We start from the raw sequence: 25216 nt of genomic DNA on the forward strand, positions 1-25216 counted from the left end.
GGAGCCCCCCCCGGCGGCCCCGCGCTCGGCGGCCCCACGCCCGGCGGCCCCACGCCCGGCGGCCGCGCGCCCGGACGACAGCGCCTCCACGGCCGCATGGTCCGGGGCCGCACCCCCTGGCCGGCCCCGCCCCGGCGGCTGCGCTCCCCCGGGATGCCCGCGCCCCCCCCGGACACGGGAGCCCCGGACGCCCGAGCCCCGGAACATCGGCGCCACCGGCGCACGGGCACGCGGGCACCGCTGTGCGGCCCGATAGATTGGCCGGGTGCTCTCTCGCCTCACACGTCTGCCGCGTCCCGCCGCCCTGGCCATCTGCGCCGCGCCCGTAGCCGCGCTGTTCGCGGTGGCCGCCCTCGCGCCACTGCCCTTCGTGATCGCCCAGCCGGGCCTCACGGCCGACGTGCTCGGTGCCCGTGACGGCAAGCCCGTCATCACCGTCACCGGTGCGCCCACCCGGGACACCAAGGGCCAGCTGCGGATGACCACCATCCAGGCGACCGGCCCCTCCAGCACCGTCACCCTTCCCGAGCTGATCGGCAACTGGTTCGACAGCACCCGGGCGGTCATGCCGAAGGGGGCCGTCTACCCGTCGGGCGGAAGCGACAAGGAGATCGAGCAGCACAACCTGGAGGAGATGACGCAGTCCCAGTCGGCCGCCGCCCAGGCCGCCCTCGGATATCTCCACAAGGACCCGAAGGCGGTCAAGGCCGACCTCAACCTCGCCGACGTCGGCGGTCCCAGCGCCGGACTGCTCTTCTCCCTCGGCATCGTCGACAAGCTCGACGGCGACGGCAGCGGCGGCGACCTCACCGGCGGGCGCACCATCGCCGGTACGGGAACCATCACCGCCGACGGGACGGTCGGCGCCGTCGGGGGAGTGGGCCTGAAGACCCAGGCGGCCCGCCGCGACGGGGCGACGGTCTTCCTCGTCCCGAAGGCGGAATGCTCCGACGCCAAGGCCGAACTCCCCCAGGGGCTGCGGCTGATCCCCGTCACCTCGCTGTCGGGCGCGGTGGACTCCCTGCGGGCGCTTCAGCGGGGCGGGGAGGTTCCGGCCTGCTGACGGGCCCGGACGGGGTGTGGTCGAGGCCGCGCCAGGCGGGGAAGAGGAGGGGGGTCAGGGTGGTCAGGAAGTAGGCGGCGCCGAAGGCCAGGAGGGCGTGGGCGATGCCGAAGCCGTCCACCAGGAGGCCCGCCGTGAGGCCGCCCAGGGGCATCACCAGCTCGCAGCCCGCCATGGTCACGCCGGAGACGCGGCTGCGCAGTTCCTCGGGGACCAGTTCGTACATCACCGTGCCGAGGATCGGGTTGAGCATGCCCGCCCCGAGGCCGGAGAGGGCCATGACGACCGCCAGCGGTGGCGCGGTGTCGGTGAGGGCGGCCGTCACGTAGCGGGGGGCGCCGCACAGGAGGAAGGCCACCGCGAACACCGCCCGGCGGGGGAAGCGCTCGCCCCACGCCCCGTAGAGCAGGGCGCCCAGCAGGGCGGAGCCGCCGAACAGGGAGATCATCAGGCCGACCGCGCCGGCGCTGCCGAGGTCCTCGCGGCCGTGGACGGGCAGCAGGACCGAACTCCAGCCCTGGTCCAGCCCGTTGGTCATCATCACCATCAGGGTGACGCCCATCAGGAGCCGGGAGCGGGTCAGGAAGCGCCAGCCCTCGGCCATCTCGGCCCGGTAGGCGCCGAACGTCACCTTCTCCGGGGAGGGTTGCGGGTCGGCGGCGGCGACCCCGCGCACGAACGCCGTCATCAGCAGTGCCGAGACGGCGAAGGAGGCCGCGTCCAGGAGCAGGACGGTCTCGGCGCCGACGAACGTGATCAGCAGGCCGGCCGTGGCGGCCCCGAGCATGCGGGCTCCGCGCGAGACGGCGTCGTAGAGGCTGGACGCCCGGCCGATGGTGGTGCCGGCGTGCCCGGCGAGGGCGGGGAGCAGGACGTTGCGGGCGGTCAGGCCCGGGGTGTGCACGAGGCCGCTGACGGCCATCAGCGCGCACAGCATCCAGAACTCCAGCAGGCCCGCGTAGTGGAGCAACGGGATCGCGCCGACCGCGAGCGCGCAGATGAGGTCGGAGGCCGCGGAGACGCGGCGGCGGCCGATCCGGTCGATCAGCGGGCCGCCGACGAGCGCGGCGACGATCACGGGCAGGGTGGCGCAGAAGGCGACGACCCCGGCCCGGCCGGCGCTGCCCGTGGTCTGGAGCACGAACCACGGGACGCCGATCAGGGTGAGTGAACTGCCGGCTATGGAGATGGTGTTGGCGGCCAGGAGTGCGGTGAGGGGGCGCCTGCTCATGCCGCGTGCTGCCGGACGCGGGCGTGGACGTGGGCCGGTTCCATCAGGCGCAGTCCGGCACTGATCAGGGCCTCGCCGAGCCGGTTGCGCAGGGCCGGGACGGCGTGGACGGCGGGGGCCCCGGGGGCGGCGCTCTCGTGCGCGAGGTGCCAGGCGGCGGCCTCGGCGGCGAGTTCGGCGGTACGGGCGGCGTGGATCTCGGCGTGGATCTCGGCGTACGGGAAGGCGTGCATGGCAGGACTCCTTCGGTGGTGGTGTCGCTCGGGAGGGAGTGGGGCGGGCCCGGGGCCTACGCGCCGTCGCGGCGCGGGAAGGCGTGCGTGTGGACGCGGACCGTCTCGGTGCCCTCGGACTCCGGCAGGTCGCGGTAGCCGTTGACCAGGTCGTGCATCCTGTGGATCAGTTCGAGGGTCTGCTCGGCCGTCAGTCGCAGGGTGAAGTCGCTGATGTCCGAGCCGCGCCGCCATTCCTGCGGCCAGCCCTCGGCGGTGCCGAGCCAGGCGTTCATCTCCTGGGTGTGGATGGTCGCGATCTCGTGCAGGAAGAGCTCCGCCGCGCCGCGGGTGGCCGGGTCCTCGTCCTGGAGCAGTGACTCGTCGAACCGCGTGCCGTCGTGCGTGGCCTTCCACCAGCGTTCGCGGCCCTTGCCGTACTCCGGGGCGTCCTCGACGAAGCCGTGCGCGGCGAGCTGGCGCAGGTGGTAGCTCGTGGCCCCGCTGGACTCCCCGAGCTGCTCCGCCAGCTGCGACGCGGTGGCGGGGCCGTTGCGGCGCAGGGAGGCGAGGAGCCGGATGCGCAGGGGGTGGGCGAGGCCGCGCAGGGAGCGGGCGTCGAGGGTGCGGACGTTGGGCTCGGCCGCGGGCGTCTGCTGCGGGGCGCCGGATGCGGCGTTCTTCTCGGGCATGGCTCAACAGTAGAGTTGCAAAGAATCCTATGCAAGGGTTTCTTTGCAAGGTCTTCTTTGGAACTCCCCGGACGGCTCAGCCCCGGACGGCTCAGCCCTCGTGCGCCGCCTGCTCCACCAGGGGGATGATCCGCAGCGGCACCGGGTTCTCCATCACGATCGCCGTCGACGCCCGCACGATCCCCTCGAAGCCGACGACCCGGTCGATCACCCGCTGGAGGTCGGCGTTCGAGCGCGCCACGAGCCGGCACAGCATGTCCCCGGTGCCGGTGGTCGTGTGCAGTTCCAGCACCTCCGGCACGCCCGCCAGGTGGGCCCGTACGTCCGAACCCTGGCCCTGCTTGATCTCCAGCGTGGCGAAGGCCGTCACCGGGTACCCCAGGGCGGCCGGGTCGACCTGCGGGCCGAAGCCGCGGATGACCCCGTTCGACTGGAGCCGGTCGAGGCGGGCCTGCACCGTGCCGCGGGCCACGCCCAGCCTGCGCGAGGCCTCCAGGACCCCGATCCGCGGTTCGCGCGCGAGCAGGACGATGAGCCTGCCGTCGAGTTCGTCGATGCCCATGGGAGCCTTCCCTCGTTCGGCTGGTCATACTGCACAGATCTCGCAGTCATCCTGCGACGGTGCTGGGCATTCTGTACAGCAGAAACGGAAACTATTGCGCAGCTTGTGGAAGGGCGGGACTCTGCGCTCATGACTGAGTCTCTGGTGAACCTCGAAACCACCCCGCACACCGCGCGTGAGGCCGACCCCTTCCCGGTGAAGGGCATGGACGCGGTCGTCTTCGCCGTGGGCAACGCCAAGCAGGCCGCGCACTACTACTCCACCGCCTTCGGCATGAAGCTCGTCGCCTACGCCGGACCGGAGAACGGCAGCCGTGAGACGGCCAGCTACGTCCTCACCAACGGCTCCGCGCGCTTCGTCCTCACCTCGGTCATCAAGCCGACGACCGACCACGGCCGCTTCCTCGCCGAGCACGTCGCCGAGCACGGCGACGGCGTCATCGACCTCGCCATCGAGGTCCCCGACGTCCGCGCGGCGTACGCGTACGCCGTCGAGCAGGGCGCCCGCGGGCTGGACGAGCCGTACGAGGTCAAGGACGAGCACGGCACCGTGGTGCTCGCCGCCATCGCCACCTACGGCCAGACCCGCCACACGCTGGTCGAGCGCACCGGCTACGACGGCCCGTACCTGCCCGGCTACGTGGCCGTCGAGCCGATCGTCGCCGCGCCCGCGAAGCGGACCTTCCAGGCCATCGACCACTGCGTGGGCAACGTCGAGCTCGGCCGGATGAACGAGTGGGTGGCGTTCTACAACAAGGTCATGGGCTTCACGAACATGAAGGAGTTCGTGGGCGACGACATCGCGACCGAGTACTCGGCGCTGATGTCCAAGGTGGTCGCGGACGGCACCAAGAAGGTCAAGTTCCCGATCAACGAGCCGGCGATCGCGAAGAAGAAGTCGCAGATCGACGAGTACCTGGAGTTCTACGGCGGCCCCGGCGTCCAGCACATCGCGCTCGCGTCGAACGACATCGTGGCGACCGTGCGCACGATGCGGGCGGCGGGCGTGCAGTTCCTGTCCGTGCCGGACTCGTACTACGACACGCTGGGCGAGTGGGTCGGCGACACGCGCGTGCCGATCGACGAGCTGCGCGAGCTGAAGATCCTGGCGGACCGCGACGAGGACGGCTACCTGCTGCAGATCTTCACCAAGCCGGTGCAGGACCGCCCGACGGTCTTCTTCGAGATCATCGAGCGGCACGGGTCGATGGGCTTCGGCAAGGGCAACTTCAAGGCGCTGTTCGAGGCGATCGAGCGGGAGCAGGAGAAGCGCGGCAACCTGTAGGCCGTCGAGCGGCGGGCCCGGGTCCCAGGGGCCCGTGCCCGCCGCCGCACCCTTCCCCCGTCAGGTGGCCGAGGGCTTCGGCTTCGGCTTCGCCGGTGCCGGCTTCGGCGGGGGCTTCGGCGGGTTGGGCTTCGGGAGTTCGGGGGCCACCCACGGGGTGCGGGGCTGCATGTTCTCCGGGCCGCCCGAGGGGGGCTGGCCGATCGTGGCGAGGGCCTCCTTCGCGAGGGGGCCGCGGACCGGGGAGAAGCCCGGGTTCGTCCGCAGGGCCTCCTGGAGGTGGCGACGGGCCGCCGCCTCGTCGCCCAGGCCCCGCTCGATCATCGCCCGGTGGTAGGCGAACTCCGCGCTGCGCAGCCCCAGCTCGGTGGCCTTCTTCGCGTGCTCCAGTGCCGCCGTGTCCTCCCCGCCGCGGTGCAGAGCCCAGCCCAGGGCGTCGGCCACCTGCACGCTCTTGTGCCGCTTCCACTCCGCCGACAGGCGGCGTACGGCGGCCCCCGCGTCCCCGTGGTCGGCCTCGAACAGGCCCAGGACCACCGCCTCGTTGACGCCGTTCGCCTCGCCGCGGGCCGCCAGCACCGACACGGCCTCGTACTGGACCCGGGCCTCCTCCGGCCGTCCCAGCGAGTCCAGCAGCTCGCCCAGCTCCAGCGCCAGGCCCGGCGCCGGCGTACGGCCCAGCGCCATCCGGTAGTCCCGTACCGCCTCCCCGCCCCGGCCCAGCGCGGCCAGCGCCCGCGCCCGGCCGCCCAGGGCCTCCGCCCGCGCCGGGTCCGTGCGCAGCGCGGCCTCCTGCTGGCGCAGCGCCTCCGCCGCGTCACCCCGCTCGAAGGCGAGCTCCCCGAGCCGGTACAGCACGTACGCCTTCTCCGCCGGCGCCTTCGCCGCGCCCGCCGCGTGCTCCAGGGACACCACCGCGTCCTCGCGCCAGCCGCGGTCCCGGTAGACCTGGGCGGCCCTCAGGTGCGCGGCCAGCCCTTCGCGGAGCTCCGACAGCTGCTCCAGAGCCTTCTGGGCGGCCTTGTAGTCGCCGAGGCCCGTGTACGCGTCCACGAGGACCGGGTACGCCGTCCAGCGCCGCGGCGCCTGGGCCCGTACGAGCTCGCCCCACTTCTTCGCCGTCCCGAAGTCCGCGCGGGCGTTGGCGAGGGCGCCCATGCCCGTCATCGCGTCGAAGTTGCCCTTCTCCGCGGGCCGGGCCTCCAGGGACCGCTTGAGCGCCTTCTCCGCCTTCGGATACCAGTCCGATTCGGCCGTCCGCCGGGCCTGTTCGAGGTACGCGGACCCGAGCACCGCCCACGAAGCGTCGTCGTCGGCGTGCGCGGCGACCCACTTCTCCCGGTCCGCCACCAGCGCCGTCAGGTCCACCGCGGCCGCCGGGGCGCCCACGCCGACCGCCGACGCGGCCCGTTCGCTCGGCCCCGGCGGGCGGGCGTCGTCGCCCGTGCGGGCCGGGCGGATCAGCAGGGCCGCGGCGATCAGGACCACCGCCACCGCGGCCGCCACCACCGTCTTGCGGCCGGTGAAGGTCACGGGCGGCGCGGGCTGCTGCGAATGCTCGTCGAAACCGTCCATGCGCTCACTGTGCGTCAATATGAAGAGTTCGCCGAGGTGTCCGAAGCCGGTCGCGGCCGTGTTCACACCGATGGCCCCGGCTGTCACGCTGGCCCCATGGATGACGATCTGTCGGCACGGCTTTCCGAGCGGTCCCCCGAGCGGTCCCCCGAGCAGTCCACCCAGCCGCCCCCCGAGTTCCCCTCCGCGCAGGGGCTCGTCGAGCGCCTGCGCGAGGGGCTCCCGCCCGAAGCCGTCCTCACCGACCCGCAGGTCACCGCCTCCTACGCCACCGACATGGCGAGCTTCTGCGCCGCCGGCACGCCCGCCGCCGTCGTCCTGCCCCGCACCGTGGACCAGGTACGGCACGTGATGCGCACCGCGACCGCCCTACGCGTCCCGGTCGTCCCCCAGGGCGCCCGCACCGGCCTGTCGGGCGCCGCCAACGCCTCGGAGGGCTGCATCGTGCTGTCCCTCGTGAAGATGGACCGGATCCTGGAGATCTCCGCGGTCGACCGGATCGCCGTCGTCGAGCCGGGCGTGGTCAACGCGGTCCTCTCGCGGGCCGTGGCCGAACAGGGCCTGTACTACCCGCCCGACCCGTCCAGCTGGGAGCAGTGCACCATCGGCGGCAACATCGGCACCGCCTCGGGCGGGCTGTGCTGCGTCAAGTACGGGGTCACCGCCGAGTACGTGCTCGGCCTCGACGTGGTCCTCGCCGACGGGCGGCTGCTGCGTACGGGCCGGCGTACCGCCAAGGGGGTCGCCGGATATGACCTGACCCGCCTCTTCGTGGGCTCCGAGGGCAGCCTCGGCGTGGTCGTGGGGGCCGTGCTGGCGCTGCGGCCCGCGCCGCCCCGGCAGCTGGCGCTGGCCGCCGAGTTCCCCTCCGTCGCGGCGGCCTGCGAGGCGGTCTGCGCCGTCATGGAGGCGGGGCTGGCGCCCTCGCTGCTGGAGCTGATGGACCGGACGACCGTCCGCGCCGTCAACGCCCTCGGCCGCATGGGTCTGCCCGAGAGCACGGAGGCGCTGCTGCTGGCCGCCTTCGACACCCCGGACGCGCCCGACGGGCTCGCGGCCGTCGGCCGGCTGTGCACCGCCGCCGGGGCCACCGCCGTCGTGCCCGCCGAGGACGAGGCGGAGTCGGAACTGCTGCTCCGGGCCCGCCGGATGTCCCTGACCGCCCTGGAGGCGCTGAGGCCCGCGACGATGATCGACGACGTCTGCGTACCCCGGTCGCGGCTCGCCGAGATGCTCGACGGCACGGCCGCCGTCGCGCGGGAGTACGGGCTGCTCATCGGCGTCTGCGCGCACGCTGGGGACGGCAACACCCACCCGGTGGTCTGCTTCGACCCCGCGGACGAGGACGAGGCGCGGCGGGCCCGGGCGTCCTTCGGCGCCATCATGGCGCTGGGTCTGGAGCTCGGCGGGACGATCACCGGCGAGCACGGGGTCGGGGTGCTGAAGAAGGAATGGCTCGCCCGCGAACTCGGGCCGGTCGGCCTGGAGATGCAGCGCAACGTCAAGCGGGCCTTCGACCCGCTCGGGCTGCTCAATCCCGGCAAGCTCTTCTGAGGAGGGGGTCCCGGAGGTGCGGTCGTCGGGCGTGCGCGTCACAGGTCACCGTCCGCCGACTCGTCCGAGGGCCACGGGTCGCGCAGCCACAGCTCGTCCGCCGGGGTCGGGGTCAGCAGCTCCGCCAGCGCCGCGTCCAGTCCGAGCCGGTCCGCCTCGGTCCCCGGCGGAACCACGCGCAGGGTCCGCTCCAGCCAGGCCGACACCGATCCGGCCGGGGCCTCCAGGAGGGCGTCGCCGTCGGGAGAGCTGAGCGCCATGCACAGGACCGCCCTGCTGTCGATCTTCGTGGGCCAGATCCGGACGTCTCCGTGCCCGCACGGGCGGAACACCCCCTCGACGAGCAGCTCGCGCGCGAAGGTCCAGTTGACCGGGGTGTCGGAGCCGGTGTGGAAGGTGACGTGCACGGCGAACGGGTCGTCCGTGAGGTACAGCAGCTTGGCGGGGACGGGGACGCTCCGCTCGGGTGACAGGACCAGCTTGAGTTCCAGTTCGCGTTCGATGACGGGGTGGTGCATGGCGGCCTCACTTCGGTGCTTCGCGTGCGGGTGCGGGCGCCGGAACGGCCCCCACACCCGCAGAGAGCGCGGGTGTGCCCGGGTATGACGCGACTTTCGGCACCGAATGCGAGGTTGGCCGAAATCTCTCGGCTGGCCGAAAACAATCGGATGGGGTGACGTTCGCCCGAAGGCTTGGAATCTCCCGTTACCGGACCTGTCGGGAGGGGGTTCTTGGCTATGGTCCTCCCCTTGGGTCCTCCCCTGCACAATCCTCAAGCCACGATCGGAGTTGGGGACATTGACGGCCTCCCCTGGTGACGGCGAGCACGCGGCCCGCGAGGGCTACTACCCCGATCCGTCCATCCCCGGGTACGTCCGGTACTGGAACGGCGCTGCCTGGGTCCCGGGTACGAGCCGCCCCGCCGCGTCCGCCGCCCCGGCCTCCGCCCCCGCCGCGGCGTTCGCGTCGGCTTCCGCGTCGCCGTCGCCGTCGGCTTCGGCATCGGCTTCGGCCTCCGCGTCGGTGTCCCGAGTCGTTCCCGTGGACGAGACGGGGCCGGTGTTCCTGGACGAGACCTCCGCGACCGAGGCGCTGACCGGGCCCGGACCGGACGCCGATCCGGCCGGCTGGCAGGCGGACCCCCTCCACCAGGCGGGCTTCGGCGGCCCCCGCGACGTGCGCGTCTCCTGGGGCGGCCCGGCGGAACCGGAGCCCCGCCCCGGGGGGATCTCCCTGGCCCGGCCCGCCCCCGCCCCCGCCCCCGCGCCGGTTCCCGCGGCTCCCGCCGCCCCGGCCCGGCAGGCCCCGGCGCAGGCCGCGGCGGAGGGCGCGGGCATCCTCTCGGCCCGCCCGCCGGCCTGGCCCGACGCGCCGGGGGCCGGCACCTCGGGTCTCACCTCCAGCTGGCCGGAGGCCACCGCGTCCGCACCGCGGCCCGCGCGCGTGGCGCCCGAGGCGGAACCGTACGGAGGGTGGCCCCCTGCGACCCCGTCCGCGACGGCAGCCCCCACGGCTCCGCCGGCCCCTCCAGCCCCCGCACCCCCCTCGACCCCCTCGGCGTTCGAGCCGCGGGACGCCGGCCGGAGCGCCGGGAGCGCCCCGGCCCCGGGCGAGGCCGCGCCCCCCGCCGCGCCGCGCCCCGCGCCCCGCAGCGCCGACGGCGCCCCCGCCGCCACTCCCGCCACTCCCGCCCCGGTCCCTCCCGGGGAGGCGACCCGGGCCGTCTTCGAGCGGATGGCCGAGCACGCCGTACGTCCCGCCGGGCTGATCCGCCGGATCCTGGCCCGCGCCCTGGACTCCCTCGTCCTCGCCGGGGTCGCGACGGCCGTCGCGCTGCCCCTCGTACCGCGGGCGACGGCCCACGTTCAGGTGAAGGTCGACGGGGCGCGGGCGAGCGGGCGCACCACCACGGTGTGGCTGCTCGACGGCACCATCACCGGCTACCTGGGCCTGGTCCTGGCGGCCGTCCTCGTCTTCGGGGTGTTCTACGAGGCCCTGCCCACCGCCCGCTGGGGCCGCACCCCGGGCAAGAAGCTGTTCGGGGTCCGCGTCCTGGCCGCCGCCACCCTGCGTCCGCCGGGTTTCGGGGCGGCCCTGCGGCGCTGGCTGGTGTACGCCCTGCTGGGTCTGCCGGGGAGCCTGTGGGCCCTGCTGGACCGCCCCCGCCGGCGGGCCTGGCACGACCGGGCCGCCGGGACGTACGTGGCCCGCTGACGCCGCGGCGGGGCCGCCTCCGGGGGCCGGTACCCCGAACGGACTCCGTCCCGTTGCGGACCCCGCGGACCCGGGTTCGACTCGGGCCATGAGTACCGACCAGCCGCCGCCGGGCCAGCCGCCCGAGGACGACCCGTTCCTCAAGAAGCCCCAGGAACCGACGCCTCCGTCGGGCGGTTCGCCGTACGGCTCACCGCCTCCGCCGCCCGGCGGCGGCAGCCCGCCCCCGCCGCCCCCGCCCCCCGGCGGCGGGTACCCCCCGCCCCCGCCCCCGTACGGCGGCGGCGGGGACCCGTATGGCGGGGGAGGCGGCTACGGCATGCCCGACCCGCTCGCCGGGATGCCCCCGCTCGCCGACTTCGGCAGGCGGCTGACGGCGCGCATCATCGACCTGTTCATCGTCGGGGTGCCGCTGTTCCTCATCCAGCTGGCGTTCGGCAGGAACCGGTACGTGGTGGACACGGGCAAGGGGGAGGACGTCAGCGAGGTCATCACGAAGTCGTACAACGGCTCCGGTCTGCTGTGGACGCTCATCTCGATCGTCGCGTACGTCGGCTACGACTGGTGGCTGACCAAGCAGAGCGGCCGGACGGTGGGCAAGAAGATCATGGGCCTGCGCGTCGCGATGCTCAACGACGGCAGCGTGCCCCCGTCGAACGCCTCGCTCGGCCGCGCCGCCGTGCTCTGGATCCCGACCCTGGTGTGCTGCTTCTGCCTGTGGCCGCTCGCCCTGATCGTGTCGATGCTCGTCGACAAACCGTACCGGCAGGGCCTGCACGACAAGGTGGCCAAGACCGTTGTGGTCAAGGTCACTTAGCGGCGTACGCGTACGGGTCCGCGCGGGCGGCCGTCCCCCCGGGGGTGGCCGCCCGCTCCGGTGTGTCCGCTCCGGCGCGCCCGCTCAGTGGTGGACGGGGTGCTCGGCGGGGGCCGTCCGCGGTTCGGGCACCCGGTGGGCGTCCGGGGCGGTGGCGGTGGCGGCCGCCTGCCCCGTCCGCCCGGCGGCGTGCCGGCCGCGCCGGCGCGGCTGCGGCACGGTGAGGGCGACCAGCAGCCCGAGGGCGAGCGCGGCCGCGGAGATGACGGCCACTCCGAGCCCCGTGCTCGTCTGCGAGAGCAGCAGCATGGCGATCGTCGACACGATGACGGTGGCGGAGCCGTAGGCGAGCTGTGCGGCAGTCGGACGCGGCATGGCGTGTTCCGTCCTCAAGGCGGGGAGGGGGAGCCGGCCCGACCGGTCGCGCGTCGGGTGACTCCAGGACGGCATGCCCGAGCCGCACCAGAAGTAAGCGTGACCTTACCCACGGTGTCGCAGCACGGGGGGCGCACGGGCTCACGTGATGCGCCGTCACCGGCCTCCCCGGAGCGCCCTTCGCCCTGGATGGCCCCCGTTGGCGGCGGAACGTCCGAATAGCGGAACTCCTTGACCGCATAGTGCAGTTGTAAGGAAGAAGTCAAGGTCTGTCTTTTCTTTAGACTCTCCGGTCAAATGTCGTCACTTGAGACGCGCGCCGCGCGGAACCCCCCGCTCCTATGGAGACGTTCCGACCTACGTTGCGGCCGCGGGAGGGGAACGACATCAAGTGACCGGCAATTCCGTCAGACGACGCACCCTGCGCACCCTGGCCATCGGTGTGACCATGGCCGCCTGCGCGACCAGCGCCACCTTCTTCACCGTCACCGCGGCCCAGGCGGACGACAAGGGCCCCGGCGTCGCCGCTTCCGACCGGCAGGACCCGACCGCTCCTGCCAAGCTCGTCGACCACGACCTCAAGGGTCCGTTCAGCGAGCAGCAGGAGAAGCAGAAGAAGGCCGCCCTGGAGCAGGTGCTGAGCGGCAAGAAGGACGTCGAGCAGCGCGGCGCCTCGAAGGTCGTCAAGCTCGACGACAAGAAGTACGTCGAGCTCGGCCGCGAGAAGACCGACAAGATCTTCACCATCCTCGTCGAGTTCGGCGACCAGGTCGACAACACGACCATGTTCGACCCGGACGGCCCCGACGGCCCGAAGCCGCCCGTGCCGAAGTACGGCGGCACCCCCGGCCCGCTGCACAACCAGATCGCGCAGCCGGACCGCGCGACCAACAACAGCACGGCCTGGCAGAAGGACTACAGCCGCCAGCACTTCCAGGACCTGTACTTCGGTACCGGTCAGGGCAAGGACTCGCTGAAGACCTACTACGAGAAGACCTCCTCGGGCCGCTACTCCGTCGACGGCCAGGTCGCCGACTGGGTCAAGATCCCGTACAACGAGGCCCGTTACGGCTCGAACTACTGCGGCCAGACCAACTGCTCCAACGTGTGGGACACCGTCAAGGACGGCGTCAACGCGTGGGTGGAGGCCCAGAAGAAGGCCGGTAAGACCGACGCCGAGATCAAGGCCACGCTGGCGCAGTACGACCAGTGGGACCGCAACGACTACGACGGCGACGGCAACTTCAACGAGCCCGACGGCTACATCGACCACTTCCAGATCGTCCACGCGGGCGAGGACGAGTCGGCCGGCGGCGGCGTGCAGGGCACCAACGCGCTGTGGGCGCACCGCTGGTACGCGTACGGCACCGACGCCGGCAAGACCGGCCCGGCGAACAACAAGGCCGGCGGTACCCAGATCGGTGACACCGGCATCTGGGTCGGCGACTACACGATGCAGCCGGAGAACGGCGGCCTCGGCGTCTTCGCGCACGAGTACGGCCACGACCTCGGTCTGCCGGACCTATACGACACCTCCGGCGGCGGCGACAACTCCGTCGGCTTCTGGTCCCTGATGTCGGCCGGCTCCTGGCTCGGCGACGGCAAGGAGTCCATAGGCAACGTCCCCGGCGACATGACCGCCTGGGACAAGCTGCAGCTGGGCTGGCTGAACTTCGACAAGGCCAAGGCCGCGACGAAGTCCACCCACAAGCTGGGTGTGTCGGCGTACAACACCAAGGACAAGCAGGCGCTGCTCGTCGAGCTGCCGAAGAAGCAGGTCAAGACCGACATCGTCGCTCCCGCCGAGGGTTCCTCGCAGTGGTGGAGCAACATGGGTGACGACCTCAAGAACACCCTCACCCGCACCGTCGACCTGACGGGCAAGAAGTCCGCCGCCCTTTCCCTCAAGGGCTGGTGGGACATCGAGGCCGACTACGACTTCCTCTACACCGAGGTGTCCACGGACGGCGGCGCCACCTGGACGGCGCTGCACGGCACCGCCGACGGCGCGGCCATCCCGTCCGACGCCTCCGGCAGCCCGTCGCTGACCGGTGTCTCGGGTGCCTGGAAGTCCCTGAACTTCCCGCTCGACGCCTACGCGGGCAAGAAGGTCGACCTCCGCTTCCGCTACCAGACGGACGGCGGCGCGGGCGGCAAGGGCTTCACCGCCGACGCCCTCAACCTGACCGCGGACGGCGCCACCGTCTTCGCCGACGGCGCCGAGAACGGCGACAACGGCTGGACCGCCAAGGGCTTCTCCCGCCAGGGCGCCGGCTTCACCAAGGAGTACGCGCAGTACTACCTGGCCGAGAACCGCCGCTACGTCTCGTACGACTCGACCCTCAAGGTCGGCCCGTACAACTTCGGCTTCGCCAACACCAAGCCGGGCTGGGTCGAGCACTACCCGTACCAGGACGGCCTGCTGCTGTGGCTCTGGGACACCTCCCAGAAGGACAACAACACCAGCCAGCACCCGGGCTCCGGTCTGATCCTGCCGATCGACGCCAACGCCAAGCCGATGAAGTGGTCGGACGGCACCCTGCTGCGGAACAAGATCCAGCCGTACGACGCCCCGTTCAGCGCCTACTCGACGGACGCGTTCACGCTGCACAAGAACGGTGAGGCGCTCTTCGTCAAGCCGAAGCCTGCCCAGCTGGTCTTCGACGACCACAAGGGCAAGTACTGGTACGAGGAGAACCCGACCGGTTCGGTGAAGGTCACTGACACCAACACCAAGATCAAGATCGCGAAGGAGACCTACGACGGCCTCCAGATGACGGTCGAGGTCGGCCCCGCCACCAAGTAACTCAGTAAAACCGCAGGTCAAAGCATGATCGGCCGTCGCCCTCTAGCGGGCGGCGGCCGATCGCGTTTAGATGCGGGTGCGAGTTTTCTTATTGACGGGGGAGCTGAAGATCATGCCAGGTGGAGGTTTCGTCAGACTGCCGGGCGGCAGTGTGGTGGTCGCGCTGACGCTGCCGCGCCCGACCGGAGAGGGCGGAAACGTCCGCGTGCTGGTGCACGCCGCGAACCGGGCCCGCGCCCTGACCAGGCTGCGGAACCTCGGCATGCGGGCCGTCTACCTGCGCGGCAACGCCCAGCCGCCGACCCCGGACGAGGTCACGGCCGTCCTCCACCACCCCGACGGGCTGCTGTGGCGCTGCGCACCGGACCGGGCGGCGGAACTGTGGCACCCGATCCGCGCCCTCCTGGGCAACGCCTAGCCGCGTCCGCGGAGGGGCTGGAGGGGGCGTGGGGCAGGTCTGTGGCCCCCGGGAGCGGCCTGGGGCGCCCCGGTGCCGGGGCGCGCCGTGCGCGCCCGCCAGGCGGGTCCCCGCGCCCGGCCCGTCAGGTCGCCGGCTGCCCGGGTCGGTGCGGCCGAGCGGTGCCCTGCCCTGCCCCCCCCCCCGCCCCGCCCCGCGGCCCGTCAGGTCAGCGGCCGCCCGGGGCGGTGCCCACCAGGGCCACGCCGGCCGTGCGCAGGTCGTCCAGGGCGCGGGTGGTGGTGTGGGGGGCCACGGCGGCCGTGAGGTCCAGCAGGACGCGGGTGGCGAACCCGGCGCGGGCCGCGTCCAGGGCGGTGGCCTTCACGCAGTGGTCGGTGGCGATGCCGACCACGTCGACCTCGCTCACCTCCCGCTCGCGCAGCCACTCGGCGAGCGTCACGCCGTTCTCGTCGGCCCCCTCGAAACCGCTGTACGCGGCCTCGTACGCGCCCTTGTCGAAGACGGCGGCGACCGCGCCGGAGGCGACGGCCGGGGCGAAGTTCGGGTGGAAGCCGACGCCCTCGGTCCCGGCGACGCAGTGCACCGGCCAGGAGGTCTCGAAGTCGGGCTCGGCCGGGGGCAGCGCGAAGTGCGGACCGGGGTCGACGTGGTGGTCCCGGGTGGCGACCACGTGCCGGTAGCCGGCGGTGCTCTGCCCGATCAGCTCGGTGATCGCGGCGGCGACGTCGGCCCCGCCGGTGACGGCGAGGCTGCCGCCCTCGCAGAAGTCGTTCTGTACGTCGACGACGATCAGTGCGCGGTGCATGTCACGTGCCTTTCGGCTGGTTGGTGTGCGGCGGGCCCTGCGGGGGCTTCTCCCCCGCCCCGCCCCTACCCGAAACGGGCCCGCGCCCGCTCCGTCCCGCGCTTCAGAGGTACTCCGTCGGGATGACGGCCTCGCCGCGGGAGAGCTGCGTCGCCGAGAGGGGCAGAGCGGCGCGGGCCGCCAGATGGCGGTCGCGGGCGGCCTCCAGGGGTTCGCGGGCCACGACCTCGCCCGCCTTGACGAGCTGGGTCAGCAGCTGGCGGCCGGCCAGGGCGGCCGGTACCGGGCCGGTGCCGACGACCTCGGCCTCGGCGATCCCGTCCGCGTCCACCCGGCGCGCGGCCCACTTGCGTCCGCCGATGGAGGTCTTGCCGCCGGAGGACTTCTTCGCCACCGGGGCCAGGGCGGCCTTCGGGTCGGCGGAGACCGCCCGCGCGACCAGCTTGTAGACCATCGAGCACGTCGGGTGCCCGCTGCCCGTCACCAGCTGGGTGCCGACGCCGTACGCGTCCACCGGGGCCGCCGCCAGCGAGGCGATGGCGTACTCGTCCAGGTCCGAGGTGACCACGATCCGCGTGTTCACCGCGCCCAGCTCGTCCAGCTGCTGGCGCACCCGGTGCGCGACCAGCAGCAGGTCGCCGGAGTCGATCCGGACGGCGCCCAGGTCGGTGCCCGCCACGTCCACGGCGGTGCGGACGGCCTCGGCCACGTCGTAGGTGTCCACGAGCAGGGTGGTGCCCCGGCCCAGCGAGGCCACCTGGGCGGTGAACGCGTCCCGTTCGCTGTCGTGCACGAGGGTGAAGGCGTGCGCGCTGGTGCCGACCGTCGGGATCCCGTACCGGAAGCCGGCCGCCAGGTCGGAGGTGGAGGCGAAGCCGCCCACGTACGCGGCCCGCGCCGAGGCGACGGCGGCCAGCTCGTGGGTGCGCCGGGCGCCCATCTCGATCAGCGGCCGCCCGCCCGCGGCGGAGGCCATCCGGGAGGCGGCGGCCGCGATGGCGGAGTCGTGGTTGAGGATCGACAGGATCACGGTCTCCAGCAGCACGCACTCGGCGAAGCTGCCCTCGACCCGCAGGAGCGGTGATCCCGGGAAGTAGACCTCCCCCTCCGGATAGCCCCAGATGTCACCCGAGAAGCGGTACGACGCGAGCCAGTCCAGGGTCCGCATGTCGACGACGGCCCGCTCCCGCAGGAACTCCAGCACCGCCCCGTCGAAACGGAAGTTCTCGACGGCGTCCAGCACGCGCCCGGTGCCGGCGACGACTCCGTAGCGCCGGCCCTCGGGCAGCCGCCGGGTGAAGACCTCGAAGACCGAGCGCCGCTCGGCCGTGCCGTTGGCCAGGGCGGCCTGCAGCATCGTGAGCTCGTAATGGTCCGTGAAGAGCGCTGTCGACGGCACGTCCACCGGCAGGCCCAGGTCCGCAGGGTTCATGTCACGGATGCTAGCGCACATCTCGTCAAAGTGACGAGATGTAGGGGCCCGTTTGTGCGACGGGCCCCTCGCAGTGGCAGCATGGGACAAGTGAGTGTTGCTCCCATTGAGATCGAACGCACCGAATCGGCCGAAGAGACCTTCGCGGTCCCCGAACCCGACGTCCCGTGGGTGACCCTGGTGCACAACGACCCGGTCAACCTCATGAGCTACGTGACGTACGTGTTCCAGGCGTACTTCGGCTACCCCAAGGACAAGGCGACCCGGCTGATGATGGACGTCCACCACAAGGGCCGGGCGGTCGTGTCCAGCGGCACCCGCGAGGAGATGGAGCGGGACGTGCAGGCCATGCACGGCTACGGGCTCTGGGCGACCCTCTCGCAGGACCGCTTCTGATGGGCGGCGTGTTCGAGACCCGCGCGGGCGGCGGCGCGACCGTGGCCCTGGACGGGATCGAGATCTCGATCCTGCGCTCCCTGGCCGTGCAGCTGCTGGAACTGATCGGCCCCGGCGAGCCGGAGCCCGAGGCGGACGCCGACCCGCTGGCCGTGCTCTTCGCCTCCGACGGCCCCACCGAGCCCCCCTCCGACCCGGCGCTGGCCCGGCTCTTCCCCGACGCCTACGGGGGCCCCGGCGCGGGCCCCGAGGCGGACCCGGAGGAGCTGCGGGCGCGTTCGGCGGAGTTCCGCCGCTTCACCGAGAACGACCTGCGCACCCGCAAGCGGGAGGACGCGCTGGCCGTCGTGCGCAGCCTCGACGGGCTCGCCCCGGACGGCGAGGGGGCGGCGCTGCTGGAGCTGACCGGCGAGCTGCCGCTGCGCTGGCTCGGGGCCCTCAACGACCTGCGGCTCACCATCGCGGCGCGCCTGGACATCACCGAGGACGACGAGAGCGCGGCGCTCTTCCGCCTTCCGGACGACGATCCGCGCAAGCCGATGGTGATGGCGTACCTCTGGCTCGGCGGTCTGCAGGAAACGCTCATCGAGACCCTTTAGCCGCGCATCGGTCATGTGAGGTTCGCTCAGCGGACGCTCAAATCCGGATAACGATCAGATCACCACCATGTGGTGATCTGATCTGCTCCATGCCCTATGTCCGGATTTATTTATGTCGTGCGTCACATTTCGACCCCTCGGTCACCCGTAAGCACGTGATAAATCTTCACGACCGCCGACGGGACGCCACCCATGTCCCCCGGCCTGCTTGAACCGGCTGACCGCCGGCGTGCAACTCCATCCGTATCCGGGGGGATCGAGGACCCGATCCGCAGCCAGTGAAGGCGCGGGTCGGCGTGGAGAAAGGCGCACCAAGACATGACCTCTGTGCAGGTCGAGCAGGACGACAGGACGCCCGGTGAGGGCGCGCAGGGCGAGGGCGAGGGGTACCACCGCGCGCTCGGAGCCCGCCAGATCCAGATGATCGCCATCGGCGGGGCCATCGGCACCGGCCTGTTCATGGGCGCCGGCAAGGCGATCTCCAAGGCGGGCCCGAGCCTCATCCTGGCCTACGCCATCGCGGGCCTGGTCATCTTCTTCATCATGCGGGCGCTGGGCGAGCTGCTCATGTACCGCCCCGTGTCCGGTTCCTTCTCGGACTACGCCCGCGAGTTCCTGGGCCCGTTCTGGGGGTACGCGACCGGCTGGACGTACTGGCTGTTCTGGGTGGTCACCGGCATCGTCGAGGTCACCGCGGCGGCCAAGTACATGTCGTACTGGACCCACGACAGCTTCCCGCAGTGGGCCTACGCGCTGATCTTCACGGTCATCCTCTACCTGGCCAACCTGATCTCCGTGAAGCTCTTCGGTGAGCTGGAGTTCTGGTTCTCCATGGTCAAGGTCACCGCCATCGTCGGCATGATCCTGATCTGCGCCGGCATCCTCACCATCGGCTTCTCCGACGCGGCCGACACCGCCTCCGTCTCCAACCTGTGGAACAACGGCGGCTTCTTCCCCCACGGCATCGGCGAGACGCTGATGACCCTGCAGATCGTGATGTTCGCCTTCCTCGCGGTCGAGCTGGTCGGCGTCACCGCCGGCGAGTCCAAGGACCCCGAGAAGACCCTGCCCAAGGCCATCAACACCGTGCCGTGGCGCATCGCCGTCTTCTACGTCGGCGCCCTCATCATGATCATGTCGGTCATCCCGTGGTCGAACTTCAAGGCGGGCGAGAGCCCGTTCGTGCTGGCCTTCGAGAAGATGGGCCTGGGCATCGGCGCCGCGATCGTCAACTTCGTCGTGCTGACCGCCGCGCTGTCCTCCTGCAACTCGGGCATGTACTCCACCGGCCGCATGCTGCGCGACCTCGCGCTCAACGGCCAGGGCCCGAAGTTCTTCACCAAGCTCACCAAGAGCGGCACCCCGCTCGTCGGCACCACCTTCTCCGCCGCGCTGATGCTGGTGGGCGTCTGGATCAACTACGTCGCCCCGGGCAAGGCCTTCGACTACGTCGTCTCCTTCGCCACCATCTCCGGCATGTGGGCCTGGATCATGATCCTGGTCTGCCAGATCCGCTACCGCGCCAGGGCCGACCGCGGCGAGCTGCCCCAGTCCCCCTTCCGCGCCCCCGGCGCCCCCTGGACCAGCTGGTTCGCCCTGCTCTTCATCGGCATGGTCATCGTGATGATGGGCGTCGACAAGGACTCCCGCGTCTCGCTGTACTGCGCGCCGCTGTGGGGCCTGATCCTCGGCGTCTCCTACCTCGTCCTCAAGAAGCGCAACCCGAGCGGAGCGGCCTTCAACAAGGTCGAGAAGGCCTCGCAGTCGGCCTGAGCCCCGCCCCCCCGGACTGTGGGTCCCGGCCGCCTGTCACGGCCGGGAAGCACGCCCCCGGAAGCCTCGTGTCCACCATTCGGGCCCTCCCGTACCGCTCCTCGGTACGGGAGGGCCCGTCTGCTTATCCTGTCGCTCATGCTGACCCTCACCCAGGACCTGTACGACCGGATCGTCGAGCACGCCCGCAAGGACCACCCCGACGAGGCGTGCGGCATCGTGGCCGGCCCGGCGGGCACCGGGCGCCCCGAGCGCTTCGTCCCCATGCTCAACGCGGCCCGCTCGCCCACGTTCTACGAGTTCGACTCGAAGGATCTGCTGAAGCTCTACCGCGAACTGGACGACCGCGACGAGGAGCCGGTGATCGTCTACCACTCCCACACCGCGACCGAGGCCTACCCCTCGCGCACGGACATCACGTACGCGAACGAGCCCGGAGCGCACTACGTCCTGGTCTCCACGGCCGACCAGGACGGCCTCGGGGAGTTCCAGTTCCGCTCCTACCGCATCGTCGACGGCGTGATCACGGAGGAAGAAGTGCAGGTCGTCGACAGCTACTGACCAGTATGTGAGCGGATGTGGTCCACGATGCGGGATCACACTCCAAACGGGGGACCGGGAATCGTTAACATGACCGCATGGTTTCCCACGACGTGAGCATCGAGACGCCCGGCAGGCTGCTGCTCGTGGCGCGGCTGCACGTCGACCTGTGCCGCCTCGCCAGCGCCATCTGTCCCGCCGCCTGAGCACCCCGGCCCCGCGCGCGGGGCCGCAAGAGCCGCGCGCCCGCACTTCCCTTATCTCGCCCTCCCGACACTGGAGCCCGCTGCCATGGCCATCGAGGTCCGCATCCCCACCATCCTCCGCACCTACACCGACGGCGAGAAGGCCGTGAACGGTGAGGGCGCGACCCTCGGCGACCTCCTCGCCGACCTGGAGACCCGCCACAAGGGCATCGAGGAGCGCATCGTCGACGGCGGTCAGCTGCGCCGCTTCGTGAACGTCTACCTCAACGACGAGGACGTCCGCTTCCTCGACGGCATCTCCACCGCCCTCAAGGACGGCGACAGCGTCACCATCCTCCCGGCCGTGGCCGGCGGCTCGAAGTAATGCGCTACGACTCCCCGCTCGCGGCGGTCGGCAACACCCCGCTGGTCCGGCTGCCGCGACTGTCGCCCTCGGCGGACGTCCGCATCTGGGCCAAGCTGGAGGACCGCAACCCGACCGGCTCGATCAAGGACCGCCCCGCGCTCCACATGGTCGAGCAGGCGGAGAAGGACGGCCGCCTCTTCCCCGGCTGCACCATCCTGGAACCCACCTCCGGCAACACGGGCATCTCGCTCGCCATGGCCGCGAAGCTCAAGGGCTACCGGATCGTGTGCGTGATGCCGGAGAACACCTCGCAGGAGCGCCGGGACCTTCTCGCGATGTGGGGAGCCGAGATCATCTCGTCGCCGGCGGCGGGCGGTTCCAACACCGCCGTGCGGGTGGCCAAGGAACTGGCGGCCGAGCACCCCGACTGGGTGATGCTCTACCAGTACGGCAACCCGGACAACGCGGGCGCCCACTACGCGAGCACCGGCCCCGAGATCCTGACGGACCTCCCGTCCATCACCCACTTCGTGGCGGGCCTCGGTACGACCGGCACCCTGATGGGCGTCGGCCGCTACCTGCGCGAGCACGTCCCGGGCGTGAAGATCGTCGCCGCCGAGCCCCGCTACGACGACCTCGTCTACGGCCTGCGCAACCTCGACGAGGGCTTCGTCCCGGAGCTCTACGACGCCTCGGTCCTGACGACCCGCTACTCGGTCGGCTCCGCGGACGCGGTCACCCGCACCCGCGACCTGCTCCGCGAGGAGGGCATCTTCGCGGGCGTCTCCACGGGTGCGGCGCTGCACGCGGCGATCGGCGTGGGCCGCAAGGCGGTCGCGGCGGGGGAGACGGCGGACATCGTCTTCGTCGTGGCCGACGGCGGCTGGAAGTACCTGTCGACGGGCGTCTACACGGCGGCCACGACGGAAGAGGCCATCGAGGTCCTCCAAGGCCAGCTCTGGGCGTAGCCCTCTCGGCCCGCGCCGCGCGAGGCCGGAATTTCGCCGCGCGAGATCCAGCCCGCGCGGCGTTCGAGCGCGACGGGGTCCGGGGCGTGCCCCGGGGAACGGGCGAAGGGCGGGCAGGGGAGCCGGCTGCACGCAGCGGCACGCACCGCTGCGGCCGTCACCCCGCGAGGTGCTCCGCCAGGATCGCCGCGTGGCCGGCCTCCGGGTCCTTGACGGCGGTCAGCAGCGTCAGTGGCCCCGCCAGGCTCCGCAGCCGCTCCAGCTCCGCCACCGCCTCCGGCTCCGCCAGCTCCGCCTCGTAGCGCCGCCGGAACTCCCCGGCGGAACCGCCCCCGTGGAACCACTTGCGCAGCTCCGCCGACGGCGTGACCGCCCGGGGCCACTCGTCCACCGCGGCCGCCGCCTTCGACAGCCCCCGCGGCCACAACCGGTCCACCAGCACCCGCACCCCGTCCGCCCCCGGCTCGGGGGGATCGTAGACGCGCCGCAGCCGGATCACCCCGCCCCGCCGCCCAGCCCCTTCGCCTCGTCCCACACCACCGGGTCCACCGTCCCCGTCCGCGTCCCGAACTCCCACAGCGACACCTCCTCCGGCCGGTCCGCCTCCAGGAAGGAGACGCGCCCCTGCGAGCCCACCACCCCGGGCGGCAGCGGGATCACCCCGGGGCGCCGGTCGTCGTACTTCCCGGTGATCCACGCGACCCGCGCCCGCTCCCCGTGCCGGGGCACGGACAGCACCAGGCACGGCCGCCCGTCGGCCAGACACCACAGCTCACCGGCCCGTACGGAGGGCGGCGGCCCCGGCCCGTGGGGGGCGCCCGGGGCCCGGCGGACCGACCGCGCCCGCCGTGGGATCAGCACCACCACCGCCACGGCGACCGCCGCGAGCACGGCGGGCCACCAGGACGTGTCCATATTCCGACCGTAGTCGCGCCCGGGGGCCCCGGCGCGGCAACGCCCGTCCGCCCTGTCGCTCCCCTGGGTGACAGCGCAGGTGATTCCCCCCACAACGGCCTGCCGCGGAGGAGCGACCGGAGGTTTCGCGCCTTACGCTCGACCCACGCACGGCCCGCATTCCGTCCACGGACCGTCCACGGAGGTTCACGCTCCATGAAGCTCACCGTCGTCGGCTGTTCGGGGTCCTTCCCGTCCGCGGATTCGGCATGTTCGAGCTATCTCGTCGAGGCCGACGGCTTCCGGCTGCTCCTCGACATGGGCAACGGCTCCCTCGGCGCGCTCCAGCGCCACTGCGGTCTTTACGACCTCGACGCGATCTTCCTGAGTCACCTGCACGCCGATCACTGCATCGACATGTGCGCGTACTTCGTCGCCCGCTACTACCGGCACGAGGGCGGCCGCTGCGGAGCCCTCCCCGTCTACGGCCCCGAGGGCACCGAGCAGCGGCTGACCACGGCCTACGAGGACGTCCCCGACGAGCGCTCCATGAGCGAGGTCTTCGACTTCCGCACCCTGAAGCCCGGCGGCTTCGAGATCGGCCCGTTCACGGTCCGCACCGAGCGGGTCAGACACCCGGTGGAGTCGTACGGCATCCGCGTGGAGCACGGCGGCCGTTCGCTGGTGTACTCCGGGGACACGGGTGCCTGCCCGGAGCTGGCGGCGCTGGCCGAGGGTGCCGATCTCTTCCTGTGCGAGGCCTCCTTCACGCACGGCAAGGAGGACGTCCCCGACCTGCACCTCAACGGGCGCGAGGCCGGCGAGTACGCGCACGGCGGCCGCGTGGGGCGGCTCGTGCTGACGCACATCCCGCCGTGGACGGACGCCGACCGCAACCTCGCCGACGCGCGGGCGGTCTACGACGGCCGCGTGGACCTCGCACGGCCGGGCGCCGTCTACGAGGTCTGACCGCCTCCCGCTCGACGCGAAAGCCCCCGCCCTCCCTTCCGGGAGAGCGGGGGCTTTCGCGTCGCGGGGCGCGTGCGGCCTACTTGGCCTCGGCCTTCAGCAGCTCGGCGAGCTCCTCGTCGGACTCGCGGCCCGGCGTCGGGAGGTTCCACTTGGTGATCGCGAAGCGGAAGACCACGTAGTAGACCGCTCCGAAGGCCAGGCCGATCGGAATGATCATCCACGGGTTGGTGGCGAGCTTCCAGTTCAGCAGGTAGTCGATCAGACCGGCCGAGAAGCCGAAGCCGTCGTGGACGCCCAGGCCCCAGGTGACGGCCATGGAGATACCGGTCAGGACGGCGTGGACCGCGTACAGCAGCGGCGCGAGGAAGAGGAAGGTGAACTCGATCGGCTCGGTGACGCCGGTGACGAAGGAGGTCAGGGCCAGCGAGATCATCATGCCCATCACGACCTTGCGGCGCTCCGGGCGGGCGCAGTGCGCGATGGCGATGGCGGCGGCCGGCAGGCCGAACATCATGATCGGGAAGAAGCCGGACATGAACTGGCCGGCGGTCGGGTCACCCGCGAAGAAGCGCGGGATCTCACCGGTGACGATGCTGCCGTCGGCCTTGGTGAAGGAGCCGACCTGCTGCTGGAAGAAGGTGTTGAGGAACTGGTGCATGCCGACCGGGATCAGACCGCGGTTGAACACGCCGTAGATGCCGGCGCCGACCGAACCGAGGCCGATCAGCCACTCGCTGAAGCTGCCGAGCGCGTCACCGATCGGGCCCCAGGCCAGGCCGAAGAAGACGCCGAAGAGGGTGCCGACGAAGGCCATGATGATCGGGACCAGGCGGCGGCCGTTGAAGAAGCCGAGCCAGTCGACCAGGCGGGTCTTGTGGTAGCGCTGCCAGATCATCGCGCTGACGAGACCGATGATGATGCCGCCGAGCACGCCCGGGTCCTGCGGCTTGCCCTTGGGCAGCAGCGCGGTGACGCTTCCGTCCATGGGGAACGCGGTCAGCACGTTCTTGTAGACGAGGAAGCCGACGAGGGCGGCGAGGGCGGTGGAGCCGTCGGCCTTCTTGGCGTAGCCGATCGCCACACCGACGCAGAACAGCAGCGCCAGGTTGGAGAAGACGGCGTCACCGGCGGAGGCGAACACCGTGGCGACCTTGCCCCAGTGGAGGCCGTCCTTGCCGAACACGTCGTCCTGGCCGAGGCGCAGCAGGATCGCCGCCGCCGGCAGGACGGCGACGGGCAGCTGCAGGGCCTTGCCGACCTTCTGCATGCCCTGCAGCAGCGCGGCACCCGGCTTCTTGACGGGTGCGGCGGTAGCCGTAGTCATCAACTTCCTCCATTGGGCAAGGCGTCGCCGGCGGACAATGAAGAACGGGGGACGGCGACGTCTCAGAGAGAGTGACCACGGCTGCTCGGCAGGCGCATGGTCTACACCATTCGGTGGTGTAGACCAGTTGTAGCACGGTGGGGGTTAGATAAGGA

At 72.0% G+C, this 25216-nt stretch carries 27 protein-coding genes; 15 read left to right on the forward strand and 12 right to left on the reverse strand.

Annotation, left to right across the window (positions count from 1 at the left end; translation table 11 throughout):
* The first annotated feature begins 265 nt into the window (after positions 1-265).
* Positions 266-1063 carry a S16 family serine protease gene (locus SLAV_RS23265; protein WP_030239128.1) on the forward strand — a complete coding sequence of 266 codons (798 nt, stop codon included), beginning with the start codon at positions 266-268 and terminating at the stop codon, positions 1061-1063.
* Here the strand turns inward: SLAV_RS23265 and SLAV_RS23270 are convergent.
* The 4 genes from SLAV_RS23270 to SLAV_RS23285 all read right to left on the reverse strand — a co-directional run bounded on the left by SLAV_RS23270 (position 993) and on the right by SLAV_RS23285 (position 3760).
* On the reverse strand, positions 993-2294 hold the full coding sequence (locus SLAV_RS23270; RefSeq protein ID WP_030239126.1) for an MFS transporter: 1302 nt from the start codon (positions 2292-2294) through the stop codon (positions 993-995). The genes SLAV_RS23265 and SLAV_RS23270 overlap by 71 nt on opposite strands.
* Positions 2291-2527, reverse strand: coding sequence for a hypothetical protein (locus SLAV_RS23275; protein WP_030239123.1), 237 nt, complete (start codon positions 2525-2527; stop codon positions 2291-2293). The genes SLAV_RS23270 and SLAV_RS23275 overlap by 4 nt, the downstream gene beginning before the upstream one ends.
* Positions 2528-2583: 56 nt before the next feature.
* A complete protein-coding gene (locus tag SLAV_RS23280; protein WP_030239120.1) occupies positions 2584-3198 on the reverse strand; it encodes an ArsR/SmtB family transcription factor in 615 nt (204 codons plus the stop codon).
* A gap of 91 nt (positions 3199-3289) precedes the next feature.
* Complete coding sequence (locus tag SLAV_RS23285; RefSeq protein WP_030239119.1) at positions 3290-3760, reverse strand: Lrp/AsnC family transcriptional regulator; 471 nt, start codon at positions 3758-3760, stop codon at positions 3290-3292.
* Between the two features lie 129 nt (positions 3761-3889).
* Here SLAV_RS23285 and hppD point away from each other — a divergent pair, with 129 nt between their 5' ends.
* Positions 3890-5044, forward strand: a complete 1155-nt coding sequence (gene hppD, locus SLAV_RS23290) for a 4-hydroxyphenylpyruvate dioxygenase (RefSeq protein ID WP_030239116.1) — start codon at positions 3890-3892, stop codon at positions 5042-5044.
* 60 nt (positions 5045-5104) lie between these two features.
* Here the strand turns inward: hppD and SLAV_RS23295 are convergent, their stop codons facing one another.
* A complete protein-coding gene (locus SLAV_RS23295) occupies positions 5105-6706 on the reverse strand; it encodes a tetratricopeptide repeat protein (protein ID WP_158740876.1) in 1602 nt (533 codons plus the stop codon).
* Between the two features lie 9 nt (positions 6707-6715).
* On the opposite strand from SLAV_RS23295, the gene SLAV_RS23300 reads away from it, so the two are divergent.
* Positions 6716-8173 (forward strand): FAD-binding oxidoreductase, encoded by a 1458-nt coding sequence (locus tag SLAV_RS23300; protein ID WP_234333859.1) that lies wholly within the window; start codon positions 6716-6718, stop codon positions 8171-8173.
* Positions 8174-8211: 38 nt separating this feature from the next.
* Here SLAV_RS23300 and SLAV_RS23305 read toward each other — a convergent pair whose 3' ends face one another.
* A complete protein-coding gene (locus SLAV_RS23305) occupies positions 8212-8691 on the reverse strand; it encodes an SsgA family sporulation/cell division regulator (protein WP_030239108.1) in 480 nt (159 codons plus the stop codon).
* A gap of 280 nt (positions 8692-8971) precedes the next feature.
* Between SLAV_RS23305 and SLAV_RS23310 the strand changes: the two genes are divergently transcribed.
* Positions 8972-10387 carry an RDD family protein gene (locus SLAV_RS23310; RefSeq protein WP_063760366.1) on the forward strand — a complete coding sequence of 472 codons (1416 nt, stop codon included), beginning with the start codon at positions 8972-8974 and terminating at the stop codon, positions 10385-10387.
* 88 nt (positions 10388-10475) lie between these two features.
* Complete coding sequence (locus SLAV_RS23315; RefSeq protein ID WP_030239104.1) at positions 10476-11204, forward strand: RDD family protein; 729 nt, start codon at positions 10476-10478, stop codon at positions 11202-11204.
* Between the two features lie 84 nt (positions 11205-11288).
* Here SLAV_RS23315 and SLAV_RS23320 read toward each other — a convergent pair whose 3' ends face one another.
* On the reverse strand, positions 11289-11579 hold the full coding sequence (locus SLAV_RS23320) for a hypothetical protein (protein WP_030239101.1): 291 nt from the start codon (positions 11577-11579) through the stop codon (positions 11289-11291).
* Positions 11580-12027: 448 nt separating this feature from the next.
* Here SLAV_RS23320 and SLAV_RS23325 point away from each other — a divergent pair, with 448 nt between their 5' ends.
* On the forward strand, positions 12028-14385 hold the full coding sequence (locus SLAV_RS23325) for an immune inhibitor A domain-containing protein (RefSeq protein WP_037688624.1): 2358 nt from the start codon (positions 12028-12030) through the stop codon (positions 14383-14385).
* 112 nt (positions 14386-14497) lie between these two features.
* Positions 14498-14803 carry a hypothetical protein gene (locus tag SLAV_RS23330; protein WP_100660949.1) on the forward strand — a complete coding sequence of 102 codons (306 nt, stop codon included), beginning with the start codon at positions 14498-14500 and terminating at the stop codon, positions 14801-14803.
* A gap of 208 nt (positions 14804-15011) precedes the next feature.
* Here SLAV_RS23330 and SLAV_RS23335 read toward each other — a convergent pair whose 3' ends face one another.
* Both SLAV_RS23335 and SLAV_RS23340 read right to left on the reverse strand, forming a co-directional pair.
* Entirely contained in the window at positions 15012-15611 is a 600-nt protein-coding gene (locus SLAV_RS23335; RefSeq protein ID WP_030239095.1) for an isochorismatase family protein, read from the reverse strand.
* 103 nt (positions 15612-15714) lie between these two features.
* Complete coding sequence (locus tag SLAV_RS23340) at positions 15715-17043, reverse strand: nicotinate phosphoribosyltransferase (RefSeq protein WP_030239092.1); 1329 nt, start codon at positions 17041-17043, stop codon at positions 15715-15717.
* 81 nt (positions 17044-17124) lie between these two features.
* On the opposite strand from SLAV_RS23340, the gene clpS reads away from it, so the two are divergent.
* The 7 genes from clpS (at position 17125) to SLAV_RS23370 (ending at position 21871) form a co-directional block, all read left to right on the forward strand.
* Positions 17125-17439 (forward strand): ATP-dependent Clp protease adapter ClpS, encoded by a 315-nt coding sequence (clpS, locus tag SLAV_RS23345; protein WP_030239090.1) that lies wholly within the window; start codon positions 17125-17127, stop codon positions 17437-17439.
* Complete coding sequence (locus SLAV_RS23350) at positions 17439-18038, forward strand: DUF2017 domain-containing protein (protein ID WP_030239087.1); 600 nt, start codon at positions 17439-17441, stop codon at positions 18036-18038. The genes clpS and SLAV_RS23350 overlap by 1 nt, the downstream gene beginning before the upstream one ends.
* 318 nt (positions 18039-18356) lie before the next feature.
* Complete coding sequence (locus SLAV_RS23355; protein ID WP_030239084.1) at positions 18357-19811, forward strand: amino acid permease; 1455 nt, start codon at positions 18357-18359, stop codon at positions 19809-19811.
* 138 nt (positions 19812-19949) lie between these two features.
* Positions 19950-20372 carry a M67 family metallopeptidase gene (locus tag SLAV_RS23360; RefSeq protein WP_030239081.1) on the forward strand — a complete coding sequence of 141 codons (423 nt, stop codon included), beginning with the start codon at positions 19950-19952 and terminating at the stop codon, positions 20370-20372.
* Between the two features lie 77 nt (positions 20373-20449).
* The gene (locus SLAV_RS43385; protein WP_311736929.1) at positions 20450-20557 is read left to right on the forward strand and encodes a putative leader peptide; all 108 of its coding nucleotides are present in this window, start codon (positions 20450-20452) and stop codon (positions 20555-20557) included.
* An 85-nt stretch (positions 20558-20642) separates the two neighbouring features.
* Complete coding sequence (locus SLAV_RS23365) at positions 20643-20921, forward strand: MoaD/ThiS family protein (RefSeq protein ID WP_030239079.1); 279 nt, start codon at positions 20643-20645, stop codon at positions 20919-20921.
* Positions 20921-21871: a PLP-dependent cysteine synthase family protein gene (locus tag SLAV_RS23370; RefSeq protein WP_030239077.1), complete on the forward strand. Its 951-nt coding sequence runs from the start codon at positions 20921-20923 to the stop codon at positions 21869-21871. Before SLAV_RS23365 ends, SLAV_RS23370 begins: the two co-directional genes overlap by 1 nt.
* A gap of 157 nt (positions 21872-22028) precedes the next feature.
* Here SLAV_RS23370 and SLAV_RS23375 read toward each other — a convergent pair whose 3' ends face one another.
* Together SLAV_RS23375 and SLAV_RS23380 are read right to left on the reverse strand one after the other, a co-directional pair.
* On the reverse strand, positions 22029-22370 hold the full coding sequence (locus tag SLAV_RS23375) for a DUF488 domain-containing protein (RefSeq protein ID WP_030239075.1): 342 nt from the start codon (positions 22368-22370) through the stop codon (positions 22029-22031).
* Positions 22367-22786, reverse strand: a complete 420-nt coding sequence (locus tag SLAV_RS23380) for a hypothetical protein (RefSeq protein ID WP_030239073.1) — start codon at positions 22784-22786, stop codon at positions 22367-22369. The genes SLAV_RS23375 and SLAV_RS23380 overlap by 4 nt, the downstream gene beginning before the upstream one ends.
* 195 nt (positions 22787-22981) lie before the next feature.
* Here SLAV_RS23380 and SLAV_RS23385 point away from each other — a divergent pair, with 195 nt between their 5' ends.
* The gene (locus SLAV_RS23385) at positions 22982-23734 is read left to right on the forward strand and encodes an MBL fold metallo-hydrolase (RefSeq protein ID WP_030239070.1); all 753 of its coding nucleotides are present in this window, start codon (positions 22982-22984) and stop codon (positions 23732-23734) included.
* Positions 23735-23813: 79 nt separating this feature from the next.
* Here SLAV_RS23385 and SLAV_RS23390 read toward each other — a convergent pair whose 3' ends face one another.
* Positions 23814-25061: a PTS transporter subunit EIIC gene (locus tag SLAV_RS23390; protein WP_030239068.1), complete on the reverse strand. Its 1248-nt coding sequence runs from the start codon at positions 25059-25061 to the stop codon at positions 23814-23816.
* Positions 25062-25216 lie beyond the last annotated feature (155 nt).

Source organism: Streptomyces lavendulae subsp. lavendulae (genome assembly GCF_002803845.1).
Lineage (GTDB): Bacteria > Actinomycetota > Actinomycetes > Streptomycetales > Streptomycetaceae > Streptomyces > Streptomyces lavendulae.